Source organism: Halopseudomonas sabulinigri, assembly GCF_900105255.1.
GTDB lineage: Bacteria > Pseudomonadota > Gammaproteobacteria > Pseudomonadales > Pseudomonadaceae > Halopseudomonas > Halopseudomonas sabulinigri.
Genome location: NZ_LT629763.1, coordinates 2,790,807 through 2,815,339 on the forward strand (window position 1 = coordinate 2,790,807; position 24,533 = coordinate 2,815,339).

A 24,533-nucleotide genomic window follows, 5' to 3' on the forward strand; every position below is an offset into this window, starting at 1 on the left:
TCGCGTCGCTGCTGTTGCTCGGCCGCGGCGCCAGCCGTATACAATAGCCCCCCGTTTGCCCGTATTCGAGAGACCGCTTTGATGACTGATCACCGCTCACCGCCCGAGGCGACCCGCGCTGAGCCGGATTCTGCTACCGCACCGGCACCCGACCGGCCCAAGGGCGCGTTGCGTCAGGATGCCATTTATCGCGCGATCAGCGATGCGGTGATCGAGCACCGTCTCAAGCCCGGCGCGCGCCTGCGTGAGGATGCGCTGGCGGAGGTGTTTGGTATCAGCCGCACCGGTATTCGCAAGGTGTTGCAACGCTTGGCACTGGAGCAGCTGATCACCCTGACGCCCGGCAAAGGCGCGGCAGTGACCCGCCCATCGGCCGAGGAAGCGCGGGAGATATTTGATGCCCGGCGCTTGACCGAATGCGCCTTGATGGCGCGCCTGGCAACGCGTATCCAACCCGCCGAGCTGGCGCAATTGCGCGCCTTGGCCGGTGATGAACAGCTGGCCTTGCAGGGCCACGAGCAGAGTGTGGCGATTCGCCTGTCGGCGGATTTTCACGCGCGGCTGGCGGAGCTGGCGGGGAACCAGACACTGGCGCGTTTTGTTGGCCAGTTGTGCTCGCGCTCATCGCTGATTCTGGCGGTGTATGGGCATGCCGGGAATCTGGGCTGCGAGTGCAACGATCACAATCAGTTGGTCGACCTGCTGCAGGCCGGCGATAGCGAGCAGGCAGCGGCCTTCATGCGCCGTCATCTGGATTCGATCGAAGCGTCGCTGTCGATCGACGAGGCCCCGGATGAGGCCCCGGACCTGCGCGACATTTTCTCAACCTACCGATAAGCCCCAAACGGCCACTGGTAAGCCAGGCTGAACGCAACCGGACGCTGCGTTCAGCCTGCGCGGATTACTGCCGGAAACGCTGGCAGGGCGCCCAGTACATCATCAACAGGTAGTAGCTCAACCCAGCCGGAATCAGACTGGCATACCAGGAGACGGTGGCGACATTCAGCGCCACGATAGCGCCGATGGCGGTAGCGATCAGCGCTGCATAGTTGACGCCGCGGTATGGGCCTTGGGCGTCGTAGAGGTGCTCCAGGTTCAGCGTACGCTTGCGCAGTAGGTAGTAATCCACCACCAGGATGGCGAAGATCGGGCCGAGGAACGCCGAGTAGGTCTGCACGAAAACCTGCAGGCCGGCGGCTGAGTCCGCGCTGACCAGCTTCCACGGGAAAGTGCCGAACGCCAGCAGACCGACAACGATGGTTGCCGGGCGAAACTTCATTTTGAACACGTCCATCAGCACATAGGTTGGCGGCACCACGTTGTTCAGCACGTTGGTGGTGACCTGGGCGAAGGCGATGAACAGCAGCGTGGTCATCAGCAGCGGCGTGTTATCCACCGCGTTGGCAAACACCTGAATCGGGTCAGCTACGCCGGTGGCTTCCGACACCATGTAGCCGATCAGCCCCATGAACAGGGTGCACGGCAGGATCGACATGGAGTAGATGGTGGTCAGCAGGCCGGGGCTGGTGCCGTGCTTGTGCTCGCGTGAGTAGTCGCTGACGTTGAGGATCATGGTGCTGTAGATGCCGAGAAACAGCATGGTCGCACTCCAGAACGGCAAGCCCCACGAGCCCTGCATGGTCAGCAGGTTGCTGGAAAGCTCGCCACCATAGCGCTGCACTGTGCTGTAAAACATGTACACCAGTGACGCCAGAATAAAGGCGCTGCCGACGTTCTCCAGCCACTTGATGCCCTGAAATCCCATCACCGACAGGGCGATCTGCAGGAACTGGAAGGCAATGAAGAAGAACACCAGGTTGTCGAAGCCGAACAGCGTCGCCGACACCATGTTCAGCGCACCGGCGCCAATCCAGCTTTGAAAGCCGTACCAGACGATCGCCGGCACCGCGCGCACCAGGCCGGGCAAGCGCGTGCCGCCGAAGCCGAACGCGCTGCGCGCCTGCACCATGAAGGGAATACCGTACTTGTAACCGGCGGCGCCGTTGAGCACCAAAGCGATGCCGATGACAAAGCAGCCGATGGCAATCGCCAGGGTCGCCTGCAGCAGGTTCAGCGTGCCGACCACGCTGGAGCCCATGGTGAAGGTGCCGATGGCCACACAGCCACCAAACCAGGCCAGCAGGTAGGAAAGCCGACCCATGATGCGGGTTTTCTGCGGCGCCAGCGATTCCTCGCCCGGCGCCTTGCTGGCCGCGGCCGGTTGGCCACCCAGGTTTGCGGTGTTGACGTCAGTGTTCATGAGGCAGCCTCTTGGCATTTGTTGTGCATTGTTATCTCCGGAGGTTCAGCTGTCGTTTTCTGCTTGCGAGTGGTGGTTATGCCGGCAGGCACCACGCCCGGTTGAGCGGCGCGGTAGTCAGTCCAGCGTGAGGTTGGAATAGCGTGCAAAGCTGCCGCTAAAGGGTTTCGGTAACGGAAAGGCCAGATCGCCAAACTTGCTGGTGCCCAGCCCCAGGCCGACCACGGCCTCGGCCAGTTTGACCGCGGCGGTTACGCCCTCGACGATGGGCAGGCCTACCGCTTCAGTGATCTGCGGGGTCAGGTCGGCCATGCCGCCACAGCCGAGCACGATGGCGCCGATGTTGTCTTCGCGCTTGGCGCGCAGACACTCTTCGATAATCAGTTGCAGGGCCAGATCGGGGTTGTCTTCCAGTTCCAGTACCGGAATATCCGCCGCCCGTACCTTGCGGCAACTGTGGCTGAAGCCGTAGCTATCGAGCAGATGCTCGGCGATGATGGCGGTGCGGGGTAGCGTGGTAACCACCGAGAAACGCGTGCTGATCAGGCTGGCGACATGGAAAGCCGCTTCGGCAATGCCGATCACCGGCGCGCGGGTCAGTTCGCGGGCGGCATTCAGGCCGGGGTCGCCAAAGCAGGCAATAATGTAGGCATCGGCACCTTTGCCATCACCGTCACGTTCACCGGCCAGCACCTCCTCCAGGACGCCGACCGCACTGACGGCTTCGTCGAAGTGGCTCTCGATCGAGACCGGTCCGCAACTCGGCTGGCTGGCGGTAATCAGGGTACCGGGCGAGGCGACGGCCTTGGCGGCGCTGCCGATGGTGTCGGTCATGGCGCGGGTGGTATTGGGGTTGATGACGCGAATATGCATTGCTCTGGCCTGTTCTGTAGTGAGACGCCTGTTGTTTGTACACAACAGCATTTGATAATTGTATACAATTGATCGAATGTAAAACCAAAGATAGCCCCTGCTTATTGTTCGCAATAAGCATGCCTTTTGCGCCATCGCCGCGTTTGGGCAGTAAAAAACGTAGAGAAAGGACAGGTAACCATGAGCAACAGCGCCCATTACCCCCGTGATCTGATTGGTTACGGCAGAACGCCACCCGAGGCAAACTGGCCCGGCAAGGCCCGTATCGCCGTGCAGTTTGTCCTGAACTATGAAGAGGGCGGCGAGAACTGTGTACTGCACGGCGACAGCCATTCAGAAAAGTTTCTCTCGGAGATTGTTGGCGCTGAAGCCTTTGCCGACCGCCACCTGAGCATGGAGTCCATCTACGAATACGGCTCACGCGCTGGCGTGTGGCGGCTACTCAACGAGTTTGAAAAGCGCGGCCTGCCACTGACCGTGTTTGGCGTGGCCATGGCGCTGGAGCGCCATCCCGAGGTAGCGCAGGCGTTCAAGGAACTGGATCATGAGGTGGCCTGCCATGGCTGGCGCTGGATTCACTACCAGAACATTCCCGAAGCGGTCGAGCGCGAGCACCTGCAGCGTGCGCTGGAGATATTCCAGCGTCTTTACGGTGCACAGCCGGAGGGGTGGTATACCGGCCGCGACAGCCCGAATACGCGCCGCTTGCTACTCGATCAGGGCGGATTCTTGTACGACAGCGATTACTACGGCGACGATCTGCCGTTCTGGAGCCGCGAGGCCGACAGCCAGGGCGAGCTGCACGATCACTTGATCGTGCCCTACACGCTGGATACCAACGACATGCGCTTTGCCTCGCCGCAAGGCTTCAATACCGGTGAGCACTTTTTCCAGTATTTGAAAGACGCCTTTGACGTGCTCTACGCCGAAGGTGAAGATTTGCCGAAAATGCTCTCGGTCGGCCTGCATTGCCGGCTGATCGGCCGCCCCGGACGCTTCCGCGGGCTGCAGCGTTTTCTCGATTACATCGAATCCCATGATCGGGTCTGGGTAACACGGCGCGTCGATATCGCCCGTCACTGGGCCGTGCATCATCCCGTTCAAACCCAGGAGTCAGCATGAGCAAGCAACCCACCCCCCGCAGCTATTACGCGCCCACCGGCGGGCACCCGCCACAGACCCAGCTGACTACCGATCGCGCGGTATTTACCGAGGCTTACGCGGTGATTCCCAAGGGTGTGATGCGTGACATCGTCACCAGTCACCTGCCGTTCTGGACCGGCACTCGCCTCTGGGTGTTGTCGCGCCCGCTCTCCGGCTTCGCCGAGACCTTTTCGCAGTACATCATGGAAGTGCAGCCCGGTGGTGGCAGCGACAAGCCGGAAACCGACCCGACCGCCGAGGGCGTGCTGTTTGTGGTAGAAGGTGAAATGACCCTGACCCTCAATGGTCAGCAGCACCAGATAAAAGAGGGCGGCTACGCCTTCATTCCGCCGAGCAGCGATTGGCAGTTGCACAACAACAGTGGCGCCGTGGTGCGTTTCCACTGGGTGCGCAAGGCCTACGAGAAAGTCGAGGGTATCGACGCGCCGGAAGCCTTTGTTACCAACGAAAATGATATTGAGCCACTGGTCATGCCCGGCACCGACGGCGCTTGGAGTACCACGCGTTTCGTCGATATGAGCGACATGCGCCACGACATGCACGTGAATATCGTCAACTTCCAGCCCGGCGGCGCGATTCCCTTTGCCGAGACCCACGTCATGGAGCACGGCCTCTATGTACTGGAAGGCAAAGCCGTCTACCTGCTGAACAAGGACTGGGTCGAAGTGGAAGCCGGCGACTACATGTGGCTGCGCGCCTTCTGCCCGCAGGCTTGCTACGCCGGCGGCCCTGGCCCGTTCCGCTACCTGCTGTACAAGGATGTGAACCGCCACATGAAGTTGCCAACCTTTGCGCGCTGAGGAGTGACCCATATGGCCGCTGACCTACTGCAACTCACCGCGCAGCCACTGACCCCGGAGGCCTTCGCGGCCTTCGGTGAGGTGATTGATTCGCGCAGCTCCGAGCACTTTCTGATCAACTCTGGCCGAACCCGCCGGCACCACGACCTGGCAAAGGTTGAGGTCGCAGGTGACGACGCACGCGTGCTGATCAGCATCTTCGTCAGCCAGCCGGTCACCGTGCCGCTGGAGCTGACCTTTCTGGAGCGCCACCCGCTCGGCAGTCAGGCCTTCGTGCCGATGCACGAGGAGCAGTTTCTGATTGTGGTGGCGCCGCCGGGCGATGTGATTGATCCCGCCGAGGTGCGCGCCTTCATCACCGATGGCCGTCAGGGCGTCAACTACCGTATCGGCACCTGGCACGCGATTCAGTCGGTGTTGGAGCGTGAAGGGGAGTTTCTGGTGGTCGATCGCGGCGGTGCCGGGCACAACTGCGATGAATACCCCATCGCTATTCGGGTCACCCTGGAGTGACCCTGCGCCGAGGTGGATGCCGCTCCGCAACGGAGCGGTGTTGGCTTATTCGATATTCTGAATCTGCTCGCGCATCTGCTCGATAAACACCTTCAGATCCACGGCGGCCTGGGTGCTACGGGTATCGATGGCCTTGGAGCCGAGGGTGTTGGCTTCGCGGTTGAACTCCTGCATCAGAAAGTCCAGACGGCGGCCGATGGCGTCCTTGCTGCCCAGTACGCGGCGGGTTTCGGCGACGTGGGTGTCTAGCCGGTCGAGTTCTTCGGCGACGTCAATCTTCTGCGCCAGCATGACGATTTCCTGCTCGACGCGGGTGCTGTCCAGTTCCAGCTTGGCTTCAGTGAAACGGTCAATCAGCTTTTGCCGATGGGCGCTGAGCAGCGTGGGCATCATCTCGCGTAGTATCGCGGTGCGGTCGCTGATGCTGACCAGGCGTTCTTCGATCAGTTGCTTCAGCTCGGCGCCTTCGCGGGCGCGATGATCCTTGAGTTCGACCAGTGCGGGTTCGAACAGCTCGCGGGCGCTTTTTACCAGCGCGGCCTGATCGTTTTCCTGACCGCTCAACACGCCGGGCCAGGCCAGCAACTCCAGTGGGTTGATCTGCGCCGGGTTGGCCAATTGGTCGCCCAGCTGCTCCGCCGCTTTCACCAGTTGTGTGACCAGTGGCTGATTCAGGCTGAGGTCGCGTGCGTCGTTGCTCACCGGATTAAACCGCAGCGTGCATTCCACCTTACCCCGAGCCAACTGCTTGCGAAGCCGCTCACGCAGGGGGCCTTCCAGCTCGCGGAAGGCTTCCGGCAGGCGCAGGGTGACTTCCAGATAGCGGTGGTTAACCGAGCGCATTTCCCAGGCCAGGTTGCCCTGATCGGTGCTGAGTTCGCTGCGGGCGAAGGCGGTCATGCTGTTAACCATGGGAATCCTCTGAGCTGGTTGATGCTGGCGGCAAAGGCGCATTGTAGCCGCTTGCCGGCGTCAAGGTTAAGCAGGTGGTCAGGTTGGCGGCGGGTCTGGCCCGCAGCCTGCTATACTCCGCCGACTTTACACACTGCAGTACAAGGATTCCTCTATGCAACGCCCCAGTGAACGCGCCGCTGATCAAATGCGTCAGGTAACTCTGACCCGCCATTACACTAAACACGCGGAAGGCTCGGTCTTGGTCGAGTTTGGCGATACCAAGGTCATCTGTACGGTCAGTGTCGAAGCCGGCGTGCCGCGCTTTCTGCGTGGCTCTGGCCAGGGTTGGGTCACCGCTGAATACGGCATGCTGCCGCGTTCGACCGGTTCGCGCATGCAGCGCGAGGCCAGCCGTGGCAAGCAGGGCGGTCGTACGCTGGAGATTCAGCGTCTTATCGGTCGCTCGTTGCGCGCAGCGGTTGATCTGAAAACCCTGGGTGAGAACACCCTGTACATCGACTGCGACGTGATTCAGGCCGACGGCGGTACCCGCACGGCGTCCATTACCGGCGCCTGCGTGGCGTTGGTCGATGCGCTGCGGGCGATGAAGCTGCGCGGTGCGATCAAAAAGGTGCCTGAAGTGCAGATGATCGCGGCGATTTCCGTGGGTATCTATCAAGGCGTACCGGTACTGGATCTGGATTATCCGGAAGATTCCGCCGCCGATACCGACCTCAACGTGGTAATGACCGACAAGGGCGGTTTTATCGAGGTGCAGGGCACCGCTGAGGCGGCGCCGTTCAGCCCGGAAGACCTCAACGCCATGCTGGCGTTGGCGCGCAAGGGCACCGAGGAGCTGTTTGCGCTGCAGCTGGAAGCACTGAAAGACTGAGTGTTCAGCTGATTGTTGCGCGAAAAAGGCAGGCCACTGGTCTGCCTTTTTTGTGTCTGGCGTTACAGTCCGGCGCGGCGTTGATACCCAAGCTCAGTAAACTTTGCTACAACTCTCTGGGTGTTCCATGTCGACTTGCCACGGAGAGCGCCACATGACTGATACCAGCATTCCCCCAAGTACCCCGCCTGAGGCTACACCGCCACCTGCACCGGGCACGCCCGGTCCACAGGCCCGGCAATGGGCACTGATCGCCCACCTGGCCGGTTTTCTCGGCTGCGTGATTCCCTTTGGCAACCTGATTGGCCCATTGATTGTCTGGCAATTGAAGAAGGACGAAGATCCCTTTATTGATGATCAGGGCAAGGAATCGCTGAATTTCCAGATCACGGTTTCATTGCTGTTGCTGCTCAGCTTTATCCTGATGGTGGTGGTTATCGGCCTGTTCCTGATCTGGATAGTGGCCATTGGCGCGGTGGTGCTGATGATTATCGCGGCAATCAAGTCAAACGAGGGTACGGCTTATCGCTATCCTTTCTGCTGGCGGCTGATCAAGTAAGCCGTTTGTGGGCGTACGGCAATCAGCGCCGATCTGGTTGCGTACGTCCGCGTTAAGGCGCCAAAATAACGTTTATCTTTTCCAAAAACCTAACCGAAAGTGCCTTTCTGATCGGCAATTTGGCCATCATTCGGCCAGCGTCGAACAGGTCTCATTTCACGATACCCACATGATTTGTCGGCTTGAATAGGCCGGTTTTAACGCGTACCGTCTCTTCGCCTGAAACAAAATGATAATCAAAATCATTTGAATTCGCGAAGGAGGTGGGCAGTGAGATCACTGATCAGGGAGCATGACCAGGCCCTTGGCGCGCTGGAGCCAGGAGCAGCCGAGTTCTGTTTCCGTTCGCCGCATGGCAGTGTGCGCGCCAGCGGAATGTTTCAGCGCATTACCACGGCGGCGGCGCCCGATGGTGCGGCCTTGCAGGCACAGGTAACTTCGGCCTTGGCCGAGGCGCGGGCGGCAGGGCAGTCGCGGCCTCTGGTGGTGGGCGCCATACCCTTCGATACACGCACGCCCTCCTGCCTTTACGTGCCACAGCAGGTTACCCGCTATGCGCGCAGTGACTCTCGGGTGCGCATGGCACCGATCAGCGCCGGGCGCCTGCTGGTGCGGCGCAACCTGCCGGAAGAGGCGCGGTTCAAGCAGGCGGTTGGCGAGGCGGTTGCCGCCTGTCGGCAGGGCGCGCTGGACAAGGTGGTGCTCTCGCGCTTGCTCGAACTGGAGTTTGACAGCGCGCCGCAAACCGCTGCGGTTTACAGCCGTCTGCAGCAGCTGAATCCCGAGGCGTATCACTTCTCCCTGCCGCTGCCCTGTGGCGGACATCTGATTGGCGCCAGCCCGGAACTCTTGCTGCGCAAGCAAGACAACCAGTTTATGAGCAATCCGCTCGCCGGCTCGGCGCGGCGCGAGCTGGAGGCGGTAGCTGACCGCCGTGTTGCCACGCAGCTGGTGGCCTCGGCCAAGGATCGTCATGAGCATCGGCTGGTGATTGAGCAGATGCAGCGCCAGTTGGCTCCGTTGTGCAGGTTTTTGCAGGTGCCATCGGCGCCGGACCTGCTGCCGACCACGCGGCTGTGGCACCTTTCCACACGGATCGAAGGCGAGTTGCAAGCGCCTTTGAGTGCGCTGCAGTTGGCCTGTCAGCTGCATCCCACTCCGGCGCTCTGCGGTTACCCGACGGCGCAGGCACGCCAGCTGATCGCAGCGCTGGAGCCGTTTGACCGTGGCCTGTTCGGCGGCATCGTCGGCTGGGCGGACGATCAGGGTAATGGCGAGTGGGTGGTGGTGATTCGTTGCGGCATCATCAGTGGCCGCCAGGTAAGGCTGTTTGCCGGTGCCGGGCTGGTGGAAGCCTCCTGCCCGCAGGCCGAATGGGCCGAAACCGGCGTCAAGCTGGGCACCATGCTCAACGCCTTCGGGCTGGATACGGAGGCCACGGCATGAGCATTCCTTTTACACCCTGGCCGGCTGACCTGGCCGCGCGCTACCGCGCTGCCGGTTACTGGAGCGGCGAGCCCCTGACGCGGGTAATAAGCCGCCATCTGCCGGAGCAGGGCGATCGCATTGCGCTGATCTGCGGCGCACGTCAGTTCAGTTACCGCGAGCTGGATCAGCTCAGCGATCGCCTGGCGGTGCGCCTGACGGCCAGCGGGCTGGCCTGCGGTGACCGCGCGCTGGTGCAGCTGCCGAACATCGCCGAGTTCTATCTGGTGTTTCTGGCGCTGCTGAAAATGGGCGTGGCGCCGGTCAATGCGCTGTTCAGCCATAACCGGCTGGAACTGCAGGCCTATGCCGAGCAGATTCGCCCGCGCCTGTTTATCGGTTCACGGGCGCACGCATTGCTGGCCGATGACGACTTTCTGCAGTCGCTGCAGCAGCAGGTGCCCGAGCTGCAAATCCTGCTGATGCTAGCCGATAGCGACCCGGAGCGGGATTTGCAGCAGTGGTTCCAGAGCGCGCCGCAAGCGCAGGCGCTTGCGGCGAGCGCCGCCGATCAAGTGGCGTTCTTCCAACTCTCGGGTGGCAGTACCGGCACCCCCAAGCTGATTCCGCGCACCCACGATGACTACTACTACAGCGTGCGCCGCAGCGCAGAGATCTGCGCCTTGGGGCCAGAGACCCGCTACCTTTGCGCCTTGCCGGCGGCGCACAACTTTCCACTCAGTTCACCGGGCGCGCTGGGCGTGTTCCACGCCGGCGGCAGCGTTGTGCTGGCAAGCGACCCCGGCGCCACCACCTGCTTCCCGCTGATCCACCGCCATCAGGTCAGCATGACCTCACTGGTGCCACCGGCGGTCTCACTGTGGCTGCAGGCAGCACCGGGTTACCGCCATGAGCTGGCCAGCCTGCAACTCTTGCAGGTGGGTGGCGCCAAGCTGCCGGAAGCGCTGGCAAGGCGCATTGAGCCAGAACTGGGCTGCCGTTTGCAGCAGGTATTCGGCATGGCCGAAGGCTTGGTCAACTACACCCGCCTGGACGACAGCGATGCCAAGGTAATGCTCACCCAGGGTTGCCCGATGAGCGCAGACGACGAGGTGCGCGTGGTAGACCCTGAGGGCAACCCGGTGGCCGCAGGGCAAACCGGCGCACTGCTGACCCGCGGCCCCTACACCTTTCGCGGTTACTTCCAGAGCCCCCGGCATAACGCCGAGGTGTTTGACGCCGAGGGGTTTTACCGCTCCGGTGATCTGGTGCAGCAGGATGCCGACGGTTACCTCACCGTGGTCGGCCGTCTCAAGGATCAGATCAACCGCGGCGGCGAGAAGATCGCCGCCGAAGAGGTAGAGGGGCAGTTGCTGCGCCACCCGGACATTTTGCAGGCAGCGCTGGTTTCCATGCCGGATGCGGCGCTGGGCGAGAAGAGCTGCGCCTTCATTGTCGCAACCAATCCGGGTCTCAAGCCGCTGACGTTGCGCAAGTACTTGCGCACTCGGGGCGTGGCGGACTTCAAATTGCCCGACCGCTTCGAGTTGATCGACGTACTGCCCTACACCGCCGTGGGCAAGATCGACAAGCTGCGCCTGCGCCAGCGTATCGCCCACCAATTGCAGACTCCTGCCTGATCGAGGACCGACCTATGGCCATTCCTTCCCTGACCTCTTACGCAATGCCCGCCGACTGGGCGCCAAACAAGGTGCAATGGCAGCTTGATCCGGCGCGGGCGGTGCTGTTGATTCACGATATGCAGGACTACTTCGTCGGCTTTTACGGCGCCGAGAGCGCGCTGATGAGCGCCGTGATCAAGCGCCTTGTGGCGGTGCGGGCCCAGTGCAAGGCGCTGGGCATTCCGGTGATTTACACCGCGCAGCCCACCGCGCAAAGCGACGCCGACCGCGCTCTGCTCAACGACATGTGGGGGCCAGGGCTGAACCAGCACCCCGAGCTGCAGCAGGTCGTTGCCGCGCTGGCGCCGGAGGCTGGCGATACCGTGCTGGTGAAGTGGCGTTACAGCGCCTTTCAGCGCTCGCCCTTGCAGCAGATGCTGCAGGAGCTGGGCCGGGATCAGCTGGTTATTGGCGGCATCTACGGCCATATCGGTTGCCTTATGACCGCCTGCGACGCCTTTATGCGCGACATTCAGCCCTTCATGCTGGCCGATGGCATCGCCGACTTTTCCGCCGCCGAGCACCAGATGGCGCTGGACTACGTGGCCGGGCGCTGTGGCAAGGTGGTGCCCTGCGCCGAGGTGCTGGCGCTGGGTCGCCAGCCGACGCCTGCGGCCTTGAGCAAGGCGGCCTTGCAGGCGCGCCTGTTGAGCTATATCGACCTGGATGAAGACGATGAGCCCTTTGATCCGGACGAGAATCTGGTGGATTACGGTCTGGATTCGGTACGCATCATGGAGCTGCTGACCGAATGGCGCAGCCAGGGTATCGAGCTGAGCTTTGTCGATCTGGGCAAGAATCCGAGTCTCAACGCCTGGTGGGCGCTGATTGAGGCGCAACTGGAGCAGGCAGCATGATGCCGCTCAACGCAGCTCAGCAAGGGCTCTGGTCGGGCCATGTGCTGAACGACGACAAGGCGCTGTTCAACACCGCCGAGTGTATTGCCTTCAGCGGCAAGGTGCAGGCCGGCAAGCTGGTCAGTGCCATTGAGCAGGCGGTGAGCGAGTGCGAGACGCTGGCCGGCTGCTTTGTGCAGCAGGGCGAGCAGGTGCATTTTCAGCCACGCACGTTGCCGGTGGGTGTACGGCGCCTGGCGTTGTCGCAGCTCGATGCGGCCGAGACGCCAGAGCAGCAGGTGCGACACTGGGCGCTGCGTGACCTGCGCACGCCCTTCGATCTGGAGGCGGAGCTGCCTTGCCGCTTTGCCCTGCTGGAAGGTGAGCAGCAGGATTTTCTCTACAGCTGCGTGCACCACATCGCACTGGACGGCTTTGGCACCACGCTGCTGTTTCAGCGCATCGCAGCCATTTACAGCGCGCTCTGCGCCGATCAGCCGGTTCCGCCAGCCGGCTTTGGCAACTACGCCGCAGTATTGGCGGAAGAAAACCAGCGCGAAGCGGACGGCAGCCTCGCTGCTGCGCGCGACTACTGGCAGCAGACGCTGGCCGAGCTGCCGCAAGCAGCGTCCTTCAGCGCCGAACGTGCGCCCATCGCGGCGGATTTTGTGCGCAGCAGCATCAGCGTCCCTACAGGGCTGTGGCAACGCATGAACACCTTTGCCAATGACAATCGCCTGGGTTGGGCCGATCTCTTGCTGGCCGGTCTTGGTGTGCAACTACAGATGCGCTCGGACAGCCGCGCACCGGTATTGGGCTTGATGGTGATGAACCGCATCGGCTCGGCCGCACTGGATGTGCCCTGCATGCAGATGAACATTGCGCCGCTGGCGCTGCCGGCGCACGGCGAGCACGATCTGCTGGCCTGCGCCAAGCAGGTGGTCAAGGCCAAGCGCAGCATGCGCAAGCACCAGCACTATCGCTACGAAGCCCTGCGCCGGGATCTGGGCCGGGTGGGCGGCGAGCAGCGCCTGTTTGGCCCGCTGGTGAACATCATGCCGTTCGACCACGCACTGCAATACGCCGACCTCAGTGCCCGCACGCTCAATCTCAGTGCTGGCCCGGTCGAGGATCTGACCATTGAAGTGCGCATTGGCGCAGAGGGCGTGGCGCAGCTGGATTACGACGCCAATCCCGGCTGTTATTCGGCGTCGCAGCTGCAGGATTTGCAGCAACAGCTGTTTGCCTTGCTTGGCGAGTGGCTGGCGGCGCCGCAGCTCACGCGCGATGAATTGCAGCAGCAACAGCTCGGTGTAGCGCGCCAGCAGGCCTTGCTCGGGGCGCCAGAGGCAGAAAGGCAGGCGCTGCCGGCGGCGGGTTGCGTGCTTGCCGCCATTCGCGCCCAGGCCGCGCAGCAGCCGCAAGCGCTGGCGCTGTGTCAGGGGCAGCAGCAATACAGCTATGAGCAACTGCAAACTGCGATAGAGCAGACCGCTGCCGCACTGCAAGGCGCCGGTTTCAGCAGCGGCCAGCGCCTGGGTGTGATGCTGCAACGCAGCCCGCAGGCAATAGTCGTGCAACTGGCGGCACTGGCGCTGGGTGGCGTGTATGTGCCGCTGGACGCCGAGCAGCCAGCCGAGCGTCAACAACACATTCTGCGTAGCGCCGAGCTGGCCGGTATTGTTACCGAGGCTGCGTATCGGCACCGCCTGCTGCCGCTGTTCAGCGGTCCGCTATTGCTGGCCGGCGAGCTGCAGTCACAGGGGCGTTGTTTCCAGCCGGCCAGCGGCGAGGCGGCGGCCTATCTGATGTTTACCTCCGGCTCTACCGGGTTGCCCAAGGGCGTGCAGATCAGCCATCGTGCGCTGGCGCACTTCACCGCTGCGGCCCGCCAGCGCTACGCTGTGCAGGCTGGTGACCGGGTGCTGCAATTTGCGCCGTTCAATTTTGACGCCAGCATCGAAGAGGTGTTTGTCACCCTCACGGCCGGCGGCACGCTGGTGCTGCGTACCGATGCCATGCTGCAGTCGATGGCGGCCTTCACCGACGCTCTGTGCGAACAGAACATTCAGCTGCTCGACCTGCCCACCGCCTTCTGGAACGAGTGGGTGGTGGCGCTCGCCAGCGGTCAGGTGCAGCTGCCAGCGGGCCTGCGTACGGTCATCATTGGCGGCGAAGCCGTGTATCCGCAGCAACTGACGCAATGGCAGCAACAGGGTCGCGCGGATATTCGCCTGATCAACACCTACGGCCCGACCGAAGCGACCGTGGTGGCCAGCAGTTGTGAGCTGCAGCAACGGCATGCCGGGCTTGAGCAGCTGCCGATTGGCCTACCGCTGGCCGGTACCGGCGCGCTGATTCTTGGCGCCGGCGACCATCCGGCCAGTGAAGGCGAGCTGGTGCTCTGCGGGCCACAGTTGGCCAGCGGTTATCTGGGTGAGGCGCCGGGCGGTTTTGCCCACTTGCGCATCGGCAGCGAAAACCGGCCGGTGTATCGCACCGGTGATCGGGTACGGCTGGAGGACGGCCAGCTGGTCTATCTGGGCCGGCAGGACAACGAATTCAAGATTAGCGGTTACCGGATTCAGCCTGGTGAGGTAGAGGCGCAATTGCTGACCCTGCACGGCATCGACGAGGCCTGCGTGCAAGGCGTGGTGTACGGCAGCGGCGTGCGGCGCCTGGTGGCCTTCGTCGCGGGCACGCTCAGCGATGCCCGCAGCATCAAGCGCCAACTGGCCGAGCGCCTGCCGGCAGCGATGGTGCCCACCGACTATCAGCATTACCCCAGCTTGCCGCGCACCGGGTCCGGCAAGTTCGACCGCAAGCGGCTGCTGGCCCAATACCAGCGCATCGAGCAGGGCAGTGAGCTCAGCGGCGAGCTGGAAAACCGCGTGGCGGCCATCTGGCAGCAGATCCTGGGTGTCGGCCGGATTGGCGCGCAAGACAACTTCTTCGAACTCGGAGGGCAGTCGTTGCAGACCATCCAGATCGTCAACCGGCTGGCAGCCGAGTTTGCCACCACGGTGAAGGTTTCGGACGTCTTCGACCACCCGCGTCTGCAGGACTTCTGCGGTTTTCTGGATGGCCGCCTGAGCGCCGCCGAGGAAAGTGTGGAGATGGTCTGGTGAGCGCCGCAGATCGTGCGGGCGGGCTGGATTTCAGCGCTAAACAGGTGTGGGTCACCGGCGCCGGCCGCGGCATTGGCCGGGCGATTGCCGAGCGCTTTGCCGAGCAGGGCGCGCAGGTGTTGGGGCTGGATTTGGCGTTTGCCGAAGGGCCCTGCAGCTTTGCCTGCGCGCAGCTCGACATCGGCGATGCCGCCGCGGTACAGCGGGCGGTGCAGCATTGGCTAGTCGAGGGCGGGCAGGTGGATGTGTTGATCAACGCTGCCGGCGTGCTGCGTCTGGGGCTGACCGAAGCGCTCAGTCTGGACGACTGGGATCAATGTCTGCGGGTCAACGCCTCCGGGCCCTTTTACCTGCTGCGTGAGCTGATTCCGCAGTTCAAGGCGCGGCGCAGCGGCGCGATTGTCAGCGTCAGTTCCAACGCAGCGCATGTGCCGCGCATGCAGATGGCCGCCTATGCCGCGTCCAAGGCGGCGCTCAGCAGCCTGACCAAGAGCGCCGGCCTGGAGCTGGCGAGCTATGGCGTGCGCTGCAACCTGGTCTCGCCCGGCTCGACCGATACGCCGATGCTGCGCGGCATGTGGCAGAACGCCGATGGCGCTGCGCAGACCATCGCCGGCCAGCCGGCGCAATTCAAGCTGGGCATTCCGCTGGGCAAGCTCGCCAGCGCAGCAGAAGTCGCCGACAGCGTACTTTTTCTGGCCTCCGACCTGGCCAGCCATATCACCCTGCAGGACATCGTAGTGGACGGCGGCGCCACACTCTCCTGCTAAACCCTGGCCTGCCCAGCGCGCCACCCGAGGAAGCCAATGAACGACATGATCGGACTGTTGCAGCAACTGGAACGCCAAGGCGTCAGGCTGGCGCTGAATGCGCAGGGCCAGTTGATTTCGCAATCCAGCAAGGAAGCGGTCACGCCCGCCATCGGTCAACAGATTCGCGAACACAAGGACGCGCTGGTGGCCTGCCTGCAGGCGCGGCAGCAATTCACCGCAGCGATTCAGCCACAGGGGCAGGATTGCGGGCCGCTGTCGTCGTCACAGAGCGGTTTGTGGTTTATCGAGCAATACGAGGAAAGTTCGCATCTGTACAACATGCCGGTGTACTTCCGGCTGATCGGAGAGCTGGATGAGGCGGCATTGGAATATGCCTTCGATCAGCTGTTCCAGCGTCACGCCAGCCTGCGCACGCGCTTTGTGCGCAACGCCGAGGGCAAGGGCGAGCAACAGATTCTGCCGCATCAGCCGTTCCGGCTGCAGCGCGAGGACCTCAGTGCCCTGCCGCCGGCAGCGCGCGAACAGGCGGTGGCCGAGCGAGTGCGTGCGGAAATCAACCGCCCCTTCGATCTCACCAGTGGTCAGTTGACCCGGGTGCAATTGCTCAAGCTCGGCGCGCGGGAACAACTATTGCTGCTGACGCAGCATCACATCATTTCCGATGGCTGGTCGATCAAGAACCTGTTTGCCGACCTCAAGCCCGCATTTCTGGCATACCAGAACCGTCAGCCGGCCAGCTGGCAGCCCATGTCCTTGAGCTATATCGATTACGCCCGCTGGTTCAATTCCAGTCTGTTCCTGGATTATCACCAGCAGTTCAAGGCGTTTTGGGTCGAGCGGCTGGCGGGCATCCCCGAAGTACATGGCCTGCCGTTGGACAAACCGCGCCCGGCCCATCAGGACAACGGCGGCGAGCTGGTGTTTTCGGCGATTGATGAAAACCTCTGGGCGGGCTTCAAGCAACTCTGCCAGCGCCACAACACCTCGGCCTTTATCGGCCTGCACGCGCTGTTTGCACTGCTGATTGCGCGGCTCAGTGGCGAGCGCGATATCGTCATCGGCACGCCGCTGGCCTATCGCGAGCGGCCCGACATCGAAGCCATGCTCGGTTTTTTCGTCAACACCCTGGTGCTGCGCACCCAGCTGGGCGATAGCCAGAGTTTCAGCGCCTATCTGCAGGCGTGCCGCGAGCAGGATCTGGCGGCCTTTGACCATCAGCTTTACCGCTTCGAGGCGCTCAGCGAAGCGCTGGGCACCGACCGCACCACCGCCATCAACCCGATCTTCCAGATCATGCTGGTGTATCAGGCCAAGGTGGATTTCAACGACCTGATACCCGGTTGCGATGCGGTGGAGGAGACCTCGCCGGTGTTGCCTGCCAAGACCGACATTTCGGTCAAGGTGACCGAGCTGATGGATCAGGTGCGGGTCGATTGGCTGTTTGCCACGGCGCTGTTCGAGCGCGCGACCGTACAGGCCTGGGCCGACCGCCTGCTGCATTTGCTGCAGGCGGTGGTCGAGGCGCCCGAGCAGGATATCTGGCAACTGCCGTTGGCCGCCACGCCGCTGCCAGCGCTGCCCCAGCCGCATTACCCGGATACGCGCACGGCCACTGATCTGATCGAGCACGCAGCGCAGTGTTATCCACATCATCCGGCGGTGCGCGTGGGCGAGCAGAGTATGAGCTACGCCGAGCTGGATCAGCGGGCGAATCAGCTGGCCCACTGGCTGCTGGCGCAGGGCGTAACGCCGGGCACGCCTATCGGCATTCTGGCGCAGCGCGATATAGCCTTTGCCCCGGCGCTGCTGGCGATCTGGAAAACCGGCGCCGCCTATGTGCCGCTGGACCCGGCCTACCCGGCGCAGCGGCTGGCACACATCATGACCGACACGCAAATGCGCTGGGTGCTTGGCGGGCCGCAGCCGCAGGCGCTGAGCCTGCCGGCTGGCGTGCGTTATCTGAACATCCGCAATAGCGCGCTGGCCGCTGAGCTGCCGCGCAGCGCACCGGTCATCGAGCGCGATCCGCAGCAACTGGCGCAGGTGATTTACACCTCCGGCTCGACCGGCTTGCCCAAGGGCGTGATGATTGAGCATGGCGCCCTGGTCAACCTGCTGCGCGACCACGCCGAACGCCTCGACTTCGGCGCCGCGAATGGCATGTTCAACTGCATGTCGCTGGCTTTCGATGCCGGCAATATGGCCGCACTGCTACCGCTCAGCACCGGCGGCGCGCTGGTGTTGGGTGAGCCGACCGCGGACCTGCTGGAGCAGGCCGAAGCCGCGCGCAGCAGCCACATGATTCTGCCGGTCGCCTTGCTGGCCAATCTGGCGCCGCCGGCCGAGACGAGCCTGAGCGCCATCGGCTTTGGCGGCGAGGCCTGTCCGCCTGCGCTGGTCGAGCGCTGGGGCGAGCGGGTAGCGCTGCACAACATGTATGGGCCGACTGAATGCACCGTGACCGCACTGTGCGCGCGGTTGCAGCCGGGCCGCCCGGTCACCATCGGCCAGCCGATCAGCGGCATGCAGGCGCTGATCCTCGACGAGCTGGGCAATCTCTGCGCGCCCGGCGTGCCCGGCGAACTCTGCCTGACCGGGCTGGGCCTGGCGCGGGGTTATCTCAACCTGCCACAGCGTAGCGCCGAGGCATTCTGCCAGCGCTCGCTGCAGGGCCAGACGGTGCGCTACTACCGCACGGGCGACCGGGCACGGCAACTGGCCAACGGTGATTACCAGTACCTTGGCCGGCTGGATGAGCAGGTCAAGCTGCGCGGATACCGTATTGAACCGGGTGAGATCGAGGCGCAATTGGCGCAGGTAGCGCCGGCGCTGCAGCAGGTGCGCGTTGGCGTGGCCCAGTTGGGCGCCAGTCAGCAGCTGGTGGCGTACGCCACCCTACGCCCTGGTGAGCCGGCGCCGCAGACCGATGAGGTATTGCAGCTGGCAGCCGCCCGATTGCCGGAATTCATGCTGCCGAGCCGGCTGATCCTCTTGGAGCAGCTGCCGCTGACACCCAACGGCAAGCTGGACAGCCAGCGCCTGCCGGAATTGCCGCAGGCTTCGAGCGCAGCGCAGGCGGATACGCCGCTGGAAGAACAGGTGCTGGGCATCTGGCAGCGGGTGCTGAACCAGCCGCTGGGGGTGGAGGATGACTTTTTCCGGCTTGGCGGTGATTCGATCCTCAGCATTCAGCTCAGCACTCGCCTGCGCGACGCCGGGCTGAACTGCTCGGTGAAGGATGTATTTGAGGCAAAAACCGTACGGCGCCTGTGCCGGCTGTTGCAACGCCAGCGCGCTGCAACGGCGATTCGCGCCGAGCAGGGCGCGCTGCAGGGCGAATTTGCGCTGTTGCCGATCCAGCAGTGGTTCTTCGAGCAATTGCTGGCCAGGCCGGAGCACTGGAATCAGGGCGTGCTGCTGCGGTTGCCCGCTGGTACCAGCAATCAGCAAATACAGCGCTGGCTGAGCGCCCTGCTACTGCAACACGACAGCCTGCGGCTGGCGGTGGATAAGCAGGGGCAGCGTTATCTGGCTGAATTCAGCTTGCCACCATTGCCGCAACTGAATGCGGCGGCGCTGGGTGAATCAGGTTTACAGCAGGCGTTGACCGAATTGCAGAGCCGCTTTGACCCGGCTGCGGGGCAAACGCTGGCCTGGGCGCGGGTGGATGATTGCCCGCCCGGCAACAGTGCACTGTTTCTTGCCTTTCATCATCTGGTGATCGATGCGGTTTCCTGGCGGATTCTGGCCGAGGATCTGGCGCGGCTTGCCGCAGGCGAGTCCTTGCCGGACAAAACCAGCAGCTATCGCCAGTGGGGCGAGGGATTGCAGCAGTACGCAGCGCGCGAGCAGGCGCAGTTCGATTACTGGCTGGCGCAATCCTGTGGTGGCGAGTTTGGCCCGCTGAGCGATTGGCGCAGCGCCGATGGCGGCGCTGCCGAGACGCTGCTGGCGCTGGATGCCGAGCAGACGGCCGAGCTGGTTGGCGATGCCAATCTGGCCTTTGGCACTGAAGTGCCGGAGCTGCTGCTGACCGCGCTGAGCGGCGCACTGGCTGATCTGGGCCTGCGCGAGCGGCAGGTGATCATGCTTGAGGGGCATGGCCGCGAAGCTATCGAAGCGAGTTTGGATGTCAGCCGCACGGTGGGCTGGTTTACCAGCGTCTACCCGCTGGCGCTGCACCCGCAAACCGACCTGGCTGCCCAGCTGTGTGCGGTGAAGGAGCAGCTGCGTGCGGTGCCGAACAAGGGCGTGGGCTTCAACCCCCTGCGTATGCACCACCCGCGCGGCGCCGAGCTGCGCATGGCGCCGGTGGTGTTCAATTATCTGGGTGTGTCTATGGCGGGCGAGGGTGACTGGACGCCCCTGCCCGTGGCGCCGGGCCGCCCGCTGGCGGCGGCGAATCAGCCGGAGGAGCTGATCAGCCTGCACGGCGGTGTATTTGGCGGTCGGCTGATGCTGCGGCAAGTGGGCAGCCTGCGCCAGGACTTGAGTGAACAGTTGATGCGGGATCTGCAGCGCCATGTGCAACAGGTGCTGCTGCTGTGCCGCGAGCAACGCGCGCGTGGCCGACGTTATACGCCAAGCGACTTTCCGCTGGTGAGGCTATCGCAGCAGCAGCTTGATCGGCTGCTGGGCCGTTATCAGGTGGAGCACTTGCTGCCGCTGTCGTCGCTGCAGGAAAGCATGCTGCACCAAGCCGCGCTTTGCCCGCAGGACAGTGCGTACCACCTGCAGACGCCGATTCGCTATCGTCAGCCCTTGGACATCGCCGCCTATCGTCGCGCCTGGCAACAGCGGCTTGACTGCCTCCCGGCCTTGCGTGCGGCCTTGATCAGCGGTGCGGGCGAGCCGCTGCAGCTGATCAGCCGGGAGGTCACGGTGCCACTGCAGTTCGAGGACCTCAGCGCCGAGACTGACGCGCAGCAACGTATTGCCGAATATTGCGCCGCCGATCTGGCCAACCCCTTTGCGCTGGACTGCCCGCCGCTGTTGCGGCTCGCTTGCTTCAAGCTGTCCGCGCAGGATTATCAGGTGATCTTCAGCTGCCATCACGCGCTGCTGGATGGCTGGAGCGGGCCGCAACTTCTGGGCGCCGTGCACCGCGATTATCTGGCAGTGGTGCAGGGTGAGCCACTGGATGCCAGCAGGGATGATTGTTATCTGGCGTACGGCGCCTACATCGCCAGTCAGCGTGCCGAGGCCAGTGCCTATTGGCAGCAGCAGGTAGAGTTGCTGAGTCACGACACGGCGCTGGATGCGCTCTTTGGCTGTGACCTGAATGCGAACCCTACCCAGCAGCAACCGGCAGTCTGCGCACAGGCGCTGGATAGCGAGGCTCAGGCGCTACTCAGCGCCCGAGCCACCGCGCTCGGTGTCACCCCCGGCCTGTTGGCGCAATACGCCTGGCATCGCTTGCTTGCCCGTCGCTGTGGTTTCGCCTGCACCCTGGTTGGCAATGTGGCTGCGGGCCGCGAGTACCCGCTGGAGGGCATCGATCAGAGTGTCGGCCTGTATATCAACAGCCTGCCCCTGGCGCTGGACTGGCGCCAGCCGCTGACCCTGCAGCAGCATATCCTGCAACTGCAGACGCGGCTGATGGAGCTGAATCAGCACGCCACGCAATCGCTGATTGCCCTGCATCAAGGGCGCAAACGGCTGTTTCAGAGTCTGTTTGTTTACGAAAACTACCCCGCTGGCGAGCCGCCGCAATGGAGCGATGCGCGTGCGCTGCAGCCGGAATTTGGCCGCGCCACCGAGAAGGTTGAATTGCCGCTGAATCTGGTGGTGCGCGAGCAGGACGGCTGTCTGCTGCTGCGTTTCGAGTTTGATGCAGCGCTGATCGCCCCGGCGCGCGCCGAACAAGTGTTGGCGCAGTGGCAGGCGGAGCTGCGGGCGCTGGTGAGCGAATCGTTGCAGCAGCCGATTGTAGTGGCCGCCGGGGCGCAGGCCGCAGCCGCGAAGCCGCAGAAGCTGACGCCGCCGTTGCCGCTGGAGGATGATCTGGCCGCGCAACTGGCCGATTGCTGGCAGCAGACGCTGTGCCTGAGTGAGCCGGTCTGGCAGCAGGACTTTGCCTGCTTGGGCGTCGACTCGCTACAGCAGCTGCGTTTGCTGCGCGCGCTGCAGCCGTTGTTGCCTGGCCAGCTCAGCCTGGCCGAGCTGAAAGCCTGCGGTTCACCGGCGGCACTCTACCGATGGCTGCGGGCAGAGGCGCCGCTGCGCCGGGAGGCGGTACGGTGAATACGCATTTTGAGCAGGTGTTCGCGTTGAATGCCGAGCGCGCCGCGCTGGGCATGGCCGGCGTTGGCTGGAGCTATCAGCGGCTGGCGCGGCGCGTGGCAGCGATTGCCGAACAGCTGTGCCGGCTGGGGCTGCAACCGGGTGACCGGGTGGGGTTGCATCTGGGACGCTCGCCCGACCTGTTGGCGGCGCTGCTGGCCTGCCTGCGGGGCGGCCTCTGCTTTGTTCCGCTGGAGCCGGATTTTCCTGCGCGGCGCCTGCAAGCCATTGCCAGCGAGGCGCAACTGGCCGTGGTACTGCACGACCAGCCAGCGCTGAGCTTTTGCAGCCCGGCGCAGCCGCTGACCCGCGAGGACTGCGCGCCTTTGCCCTGGCCGAAGCAGGATCCGGCGCTGCCCGCCTACATGATGTTTACCTCCGGCTCGACCGGTACGCCCAAGGGGGTGGTGATCAGCCGCCGCGCGCTAGCCTTGTTTCTGCATTCAGCAACCGACCGCCTGCGGTTGGCGGCGGATTGCCGCTGGCTGTTCGTCACCACGCCGGCCTTTGATATTTCGCTGTTGGAGATGCTGGGGCCGCTGTGGGTTGGCGGCTGCGTCGAGGTTGCCGACAGCCGCACCTACAAAGACCCGCTGGCATTGGCCGCGCGGCTGACAGAGCAGCCGGCGATCAGTCACCTGCAGGCCACCCCGGCGTTCTGGCGCATGTTACTGAAAGCCGGTTGGCCGGGCCAATCGCAACTCACGGCGCTGTGCGGCGGCGAAGCGCTGGATACCACGCTGGCGCAGCAGTTGCGTAGCTGCTGTGCGCGCTTGTGGAACTGCTACGGCCCCACCGAGGCGACGATCTGGTCGTTGCTGCGCCAGGTCGAGCTGCCGCTGGCGCAGCGGCGCGTCAGTATTGGCGGCAGTCTGGCCGGCTATCGGCACTGGGTAATGGACGAGCAGGGCAAGCCGGTGGCCGCCGGTGAAAGCGGCGAGCTGTGCATCGAGAGTGACGCGCTTTTTGCTGGCTATTGGCAACGCGACGACCTGACCGCGCAGGTGACGCTGATGCAGGGGCAACGCCGGTTGTATCGCACCGGGGACCGGGTGCGGCAATTGGCCGAGGATGAGTTCGAGTATCTTGGCCGGCGCGATGATCAGGTCAAGCTGCGCGGCTTTCGCATCGAACTGGGCGAGGTGGAGGCGGGCTTGCGCCGTCTGGCAGGCGTACAGGATGCGGCGGTGCGTTTGCAGGGCAGTGGTGAAACGGCGTGCCTGGTGGGTTATGTGGAGCTGGCAACGGCGGGCAGCCTGAGCCGGCTGGTCATTCGCAAGGCGCTGCAGCAGGTGCTGCCCCATTACATGGTGCCGGCACGCATCCTATTGCTGGAGGCGTTGCCGAAAACCGCCAGCGGCAAGCTGGATCGTAAAGCGCTGCCGCTGGCTGCCGGAGCTGAGGTGGCGGGGGTGGATTAACGCGCGAGCGGCTCGGCGTCAGGCTTGCTCAGCAGCTGCTCGACGTCGTCAATAATGGTCATGGCCGCTAGCGGACCGCCCACCGAGGTCCATAGCGAGCCGTCTACGGCACCGTAACGCTTGGCCTCGATGGCGCTCAGCTGCTGAAAGGCAGGGGTCTGTTCGGCCTGATGCAGCGCATCAACGGCTTCACCGCTGGTATCCAGGGTGCCGATGACCAGCCAATCGGCGTCCAGCAGCTCCAGCGACTCCAGGCTCAATGATTGCGAGTGGGTATGCCCGGCATCCTGCTGATAGCTCGGGCGCTGCAGGCCAAGCTCACGCACCACCTGGCTGCCGAACGAATCACGGAACATGTAGGCCGGCCCCTTGGGATTCCAGCGCACGATGCTGATGGTCTGGCCCTGCTGCGCGGCCAGGTGTTCGCGGGCTTCCAGCACTCTTGCGTCGTAGCGCTGGATAAAGGCCTCGGCGGCATCCTGACGATTGAGCACATCGGCGGTTAGCGTCAGCGTCTCTTTCCAGGGCGTGCCCCATTGGTAGGTCACAACCGTGGGTGCGATCTCGTTCAGCAGTGCCAGCACTTCGGGTTGCGCCGGGCCAGTCAGGATCAGGTCGGGCTGCTGTTCAAGCAGAATTTCCAGGTTGGGATTATCCAGGTCGCCAACCACCTTGACTCCCTCGGCGCGCGACAGCAGGTAACGCGGCAGGCTCGACTGGCCACGACCATTGACCGCGCCAGTGGGCTTGAGGCCCAGTGCCAGCGCCGCATCCAGATCAATCTCGCTGAGTGCAACAACGCGTTGTGGATCAACCGGCACCTGATGTGTCTGCCCGGCTGCGTCGGTCACTTCGCGGCTATCGGCTGCCAGAGTCTGGCCAGCGAACAGGGCTGCCAGGCACAGCAGGGCGGAGCTCAAGCTAGATGTTTTCATGCACACCTCGTGTTGAGACGGTGGAATAGGGCGCCGTTATGATAACGACAAATAGAGTTGATAACCATTATCATTGTGTTTTGCCGAGGATGCGCC

At 63.6% G+C, this 24,533-nt stretch carries 17 protein-coding genes; 13 read left to right on the top strand and 4 right to left on the bottom strand.

Annotated elements, in window-relative coordinates; genetic code table 11:
- Positions 1-81: 81 nt before the first annotated feature.
- Positions 82-837, top strand: coding sequence for a GntR family transcriptional regulator (locus BLU26_RS12580; protein WP_092287188.1), 756 nt, complete (start codon positions 82-84; stop codon positions 835-837).
- 64 nt (positions 838-901) lie between these two features.
- Here BLU26_RS12580 and BLU26_RS12585 read toward each other — a convergent pair whose 3' ends face one another.
- Positions 902-2,260, bottom strand: a complete 1,359-nt coding sequence (locus BLU26_RS12585; protein ID WP_092287190.1) for an NCS1 family transporter — start codon at positions 2,258-2,260, stop codon at positions 902-904.
- 117 nt (positions 2,261-2,377) lie between these two features.
- Positions 2,378-3,133 carry an aspartate/glutamate racemase family protein gene (locus BLU26_RS12590; RefSeq protein ID WP_092287192.1) on the bottom strand — a complete coding sequence of 252 codons (756 nt, stop codon included), beginning with the start codon at positions 3,131-3,133 and terminating at the stop codon, positions 2,378-2,380.
- A gap of 180 nt (positions 3,134-3,313) precedes the next feature.
- Between BLU26_RS12590 and puuE the strand changes: the two genes are divergently transcribed.
- From puuE to BLU26_RS12605, 3 genes are read left to right on the top strand one after another with little or no spacing between them, the layout of a single operon-like run.
- A complete protein-coding gene (gene puuE / locus BLU26_RS12595) occupies positions 3,314-4,255 on the top strand; it encodes an allantoinase PuuE (protein ID WP_092287194.1) in 942 nt (313 codons plus the stop codon).
- Complete coding sequence (locus BLU26_RS12600) at positions 4,252-5,097, top strand: bifunctional allantoicase/(S)-ureidoglycine aminohydrolase (protein WP_092287196.1); 846 nt, start codon at positions 4,252-4,254, stop codon at positions 5,095-5,097. Before puuE ends, BLU26_RS12600 begins: the two co-directional genes overlap by 4 nt.
- 12 nt (positions 5,098-5,109) lie before the next feature.
- Positions 5,110-5,610 carry an ureidoglycolate lyase gene (locus BLU26_RS12605; protein ID WP_092287198.1) on the top strand — a complete coding sequence of 167 codons (501 nt, stop codon included), beginning with the start codon at positions 5,110-5,112 and terminating at the stop codon, positions 5,608-5,610.
- 45 nt (positions 5,611-5,655) lie between these two features.
- Here the strand turns inward: BLU26_RS12605 and BLU26_RS12610 are convergent, their stop codons facing one another.
- A complete protein-coding gene (locus tag BLU26_RS12610; protein WP_092287200.1) occupies positions 5,656-6,522 on the bottom strand; it encodes a YicC/YloC family endoribonuclease in 867 nt (288 codons plus the stop codon).
- Positions 6,523-6,676: 154 nt separating this feature from the next.
- Here BLU26_RS12610 and rph point away from each other — a divergent pair, with 154 nt between their 5' ends.
- From rph to BLU26_RS12655, 9 genes are all read left to right on the top strand, one after another.
- Complete coding sequence (gene rph / locus BLU26_RS12615; RefSeq protein ID WP_092287202.1) at positions 6,677-7,396, top strand: ribonuclease PH; 720 nt, start codon at positions 6,677-6,679, stop codon at positions 7,394-7,396.
- A 154-nt stretch (positions 7,397-7,550) separates the two neighbouring features.
- On the top strand, positions 7,551-7,955 hold the full coding sequence (locus tag BLU26_RS12620; RefSeq protein ID WP_092287204.1) for a DUF4870 domain-containing protein: 405 nt from the start codon (positions 7,551-7,553) through the stop codon (positions 7,953-7,955).
- Between the two features lie 270 nt (positions 7,956-8,225).
- A complete protein-coding gene (locus BLU26_RS12625) occupies positions 8,226-9,401 on the top strand; it encodes an isochorismate synthase (protein WP_231701942.1) in 1,176 nt (391 codons plus the stop codon).
- A complete protein-coding gene (locus BLU26_RS12630; RefSeq protein WP_092287206.1) occupies positions 9,398-11,020 on the top strand; it encodes a (2,3-dihydroxybenzoyl)adenylate synthase in 1,623 nt (540 codons plus the stop codon). The genes BLU26_RS12625 and BLU26_RS12630 overlap by 4 nt, the downstream gene beginning before the upstream one ends.
- A 14-nt stretch (positions 11,021-11,034) precedes the next feature.
- Positions 11,035-11,919: an isochorismatase family protein gene (locus tag BLU26_RS12635; RefSeq protein ID WP_092287208.1), complete on the top strand. Its 885-nt coding sequence runs from the start codon at positions 11,035-11,037 to the stop codon at positions 11,917-11,919.
- Positions 11,916-15,026 carry a non-ribosomal peptide synthetase gene (locus BLU26_RS12640; protein WP_092287210.1) on the top strand — a complete coding sequence of 1,037 codons (3,111 nt, stop codon included), beginning with the start codon at positions 11,916-11,918 and terminating at the stop codon, positions 15,024-15,026. Before BLU26_RS12635 ends, BLU26_RS12640 begins: the two co-directional genes overlap by 4 nt.
- The gene (dhbA, locus tag BLU26_RS12645) at positions 15,023-15,796 is read left to right on the top strand and encodes a 2,3-dihydro-2,3-dihydroxybenzoate dehydrogenase (protein ID WP_407920328.1); all 774 of its coding nucleotides are present in this window, start codon (positions 15,023-15,025) and stop codon (positions 15,794-15,796) included. Before BLU26_RS12640 ends, dhbA begins: the two co-directional genes overlap by 4 nt.
- 36 nt (positions 15,797-15,832) lie before the next feature.
- Positions 15,833-22,042: a non-ribosomal peptide synthetase gene (locus tag BLU26_RS12650; protein ID WP_092287212.1), complete on the top strand. Its 6,210-nt coding sequence runs from the start codon at positions 15,833-15,835 to the stop codon at positions 22,040-22,042.
- Positions 22,039-23,502 carry an amino acid adenylation domain-containing protein gene (locus BLU26_RS12655; protein WP_269433910.1) on the top strand — a complete coding sequence of 488 codons (1,464 nt, stop codon included), beginning with the start codon at positions 22,039-22,041 and terminating at the stop codon, positions 23,500-23,502. The genes BLU26_RS12650 and BLU26_RS12655 overlap by 4 nt, the downstream gene beginning before the upstream one ends.
- Here BLU26_RS12655 and BLU26_RS12660 read toward each other — a convergent pair.
- Positions 23,499-24,437 (bottom strand): iron-siderophore ABC transporter substrate-binding protein, encoded by a 939-nt coding sequence (locus BLU26_RS12660; protein ID WP_092287216.1) that lies wholly within the window; start codon positions 24,435-24,437, stop codon positions 23,499-23,501. The genes BLU26_RS12655 and BLU26_RS12660 overlap by 4 nt on opposite strands.
- Between the last annotated feature and the right edge of the window lie 96 nt (positions 24,438-24,533).

Bases quoted from the DNA above. Each gene is read 5' to 3' on its own strand.
- BLU26_RS12640 (WP_092287210.1), top strand. From the start codon at position 11,916: ATGATGCCGCTCAACGCAGCTCAGCAAGGGCTCTGGTCGGGCCATGTG.
- BLU26_RS12590 (WP_092287192.1), bottom strand. From the start codon at position 3,133: ATGCATATTCGCGTCATCAACCCCAATACCACCCGCGCCATGACCGAC.
- BLU26_RS12585 (WP_092287190.1), bottom strand. From the start codon at position 2,260: ATGAACACTGACGTCAACACCGCAAACCTGGGTGGCCAACCGGCCGCG.
- BLU26_RS12610 (WP_092287200.1), bottom strand. From the start codon at position 6,522: ATGGTTAACAGCATGACCGCCTTCGCCCGCAGCGAACTCAGCACCGAT.
- BLU26_RS12660 (WP_092287216.1), bottom strand. From the start codon at position 24,437: ATGAAAACATCTAGCTTGAGCTCCGCCCTGCTGTGCCTGGCAGCCCTG.
- BLU26_RS12650 (WP_092287212.1), top strand. From the start codon at position 15,833: ATGAACGACATGATCGGACTGTTGCAGCAACTGGAACGCCAAGGCGTC.
- BLU26_RS12630 (WP_092287206.1), top strand. From the start codon at position 9,398: ATGAGCATTCCTTTTACACCCTGGCCGGCTGACCTGGCCGCGCGCTAC.
- BLU26_RS12600 (WP_092287196.1), top strand. From the start codon at position 4,252: ATGAGCAAGCAACCCACCCCCCGCAGCTATTACGCGCCCACCGGCGGG.
- rph (WP_092287202.1), top strand. From the start codon at position 6,677: ATGCAACGCCCCAGTGAACGCGCCGCTGATCAAATGCGTCAGGTAACT.
- puuE (WP_092287194.1), top strand. From the start codon at position 3,314: ATGAGCAACAGCGCCCATTACCCCCGTGATCTGATTGGTTACGGCAGA.
- BLU26_RS12620 (WP_092287204.1), top strand. From the start codon at position 7,551: ATGACTGATACCAGCATTCCCCCAAGTACCCCGCCTGAGGCTACACCG.
- BLU26_RS12635 (WP_092287208.1), top strand. From the start codon at position 11,035: ATGGCCATTCCTTCCCTGACCTCTTACGCAATGCCCGCCGACTGGGCG.
- BLU26_RS12605 (WP_092287198.1), top strand. From the start codon at position 5,110: ATGGCCGCTGACCTACTGCAACTCACCGCGCAGCCACTGACCCCGGAG.
- BLU26_RS12580 (WP_092287188.1), top strand. From the start codon at position 82: ATGACTGATCACCGCTCACCGCCCGAGGCGACCCGCGCTGAGCCGGAT.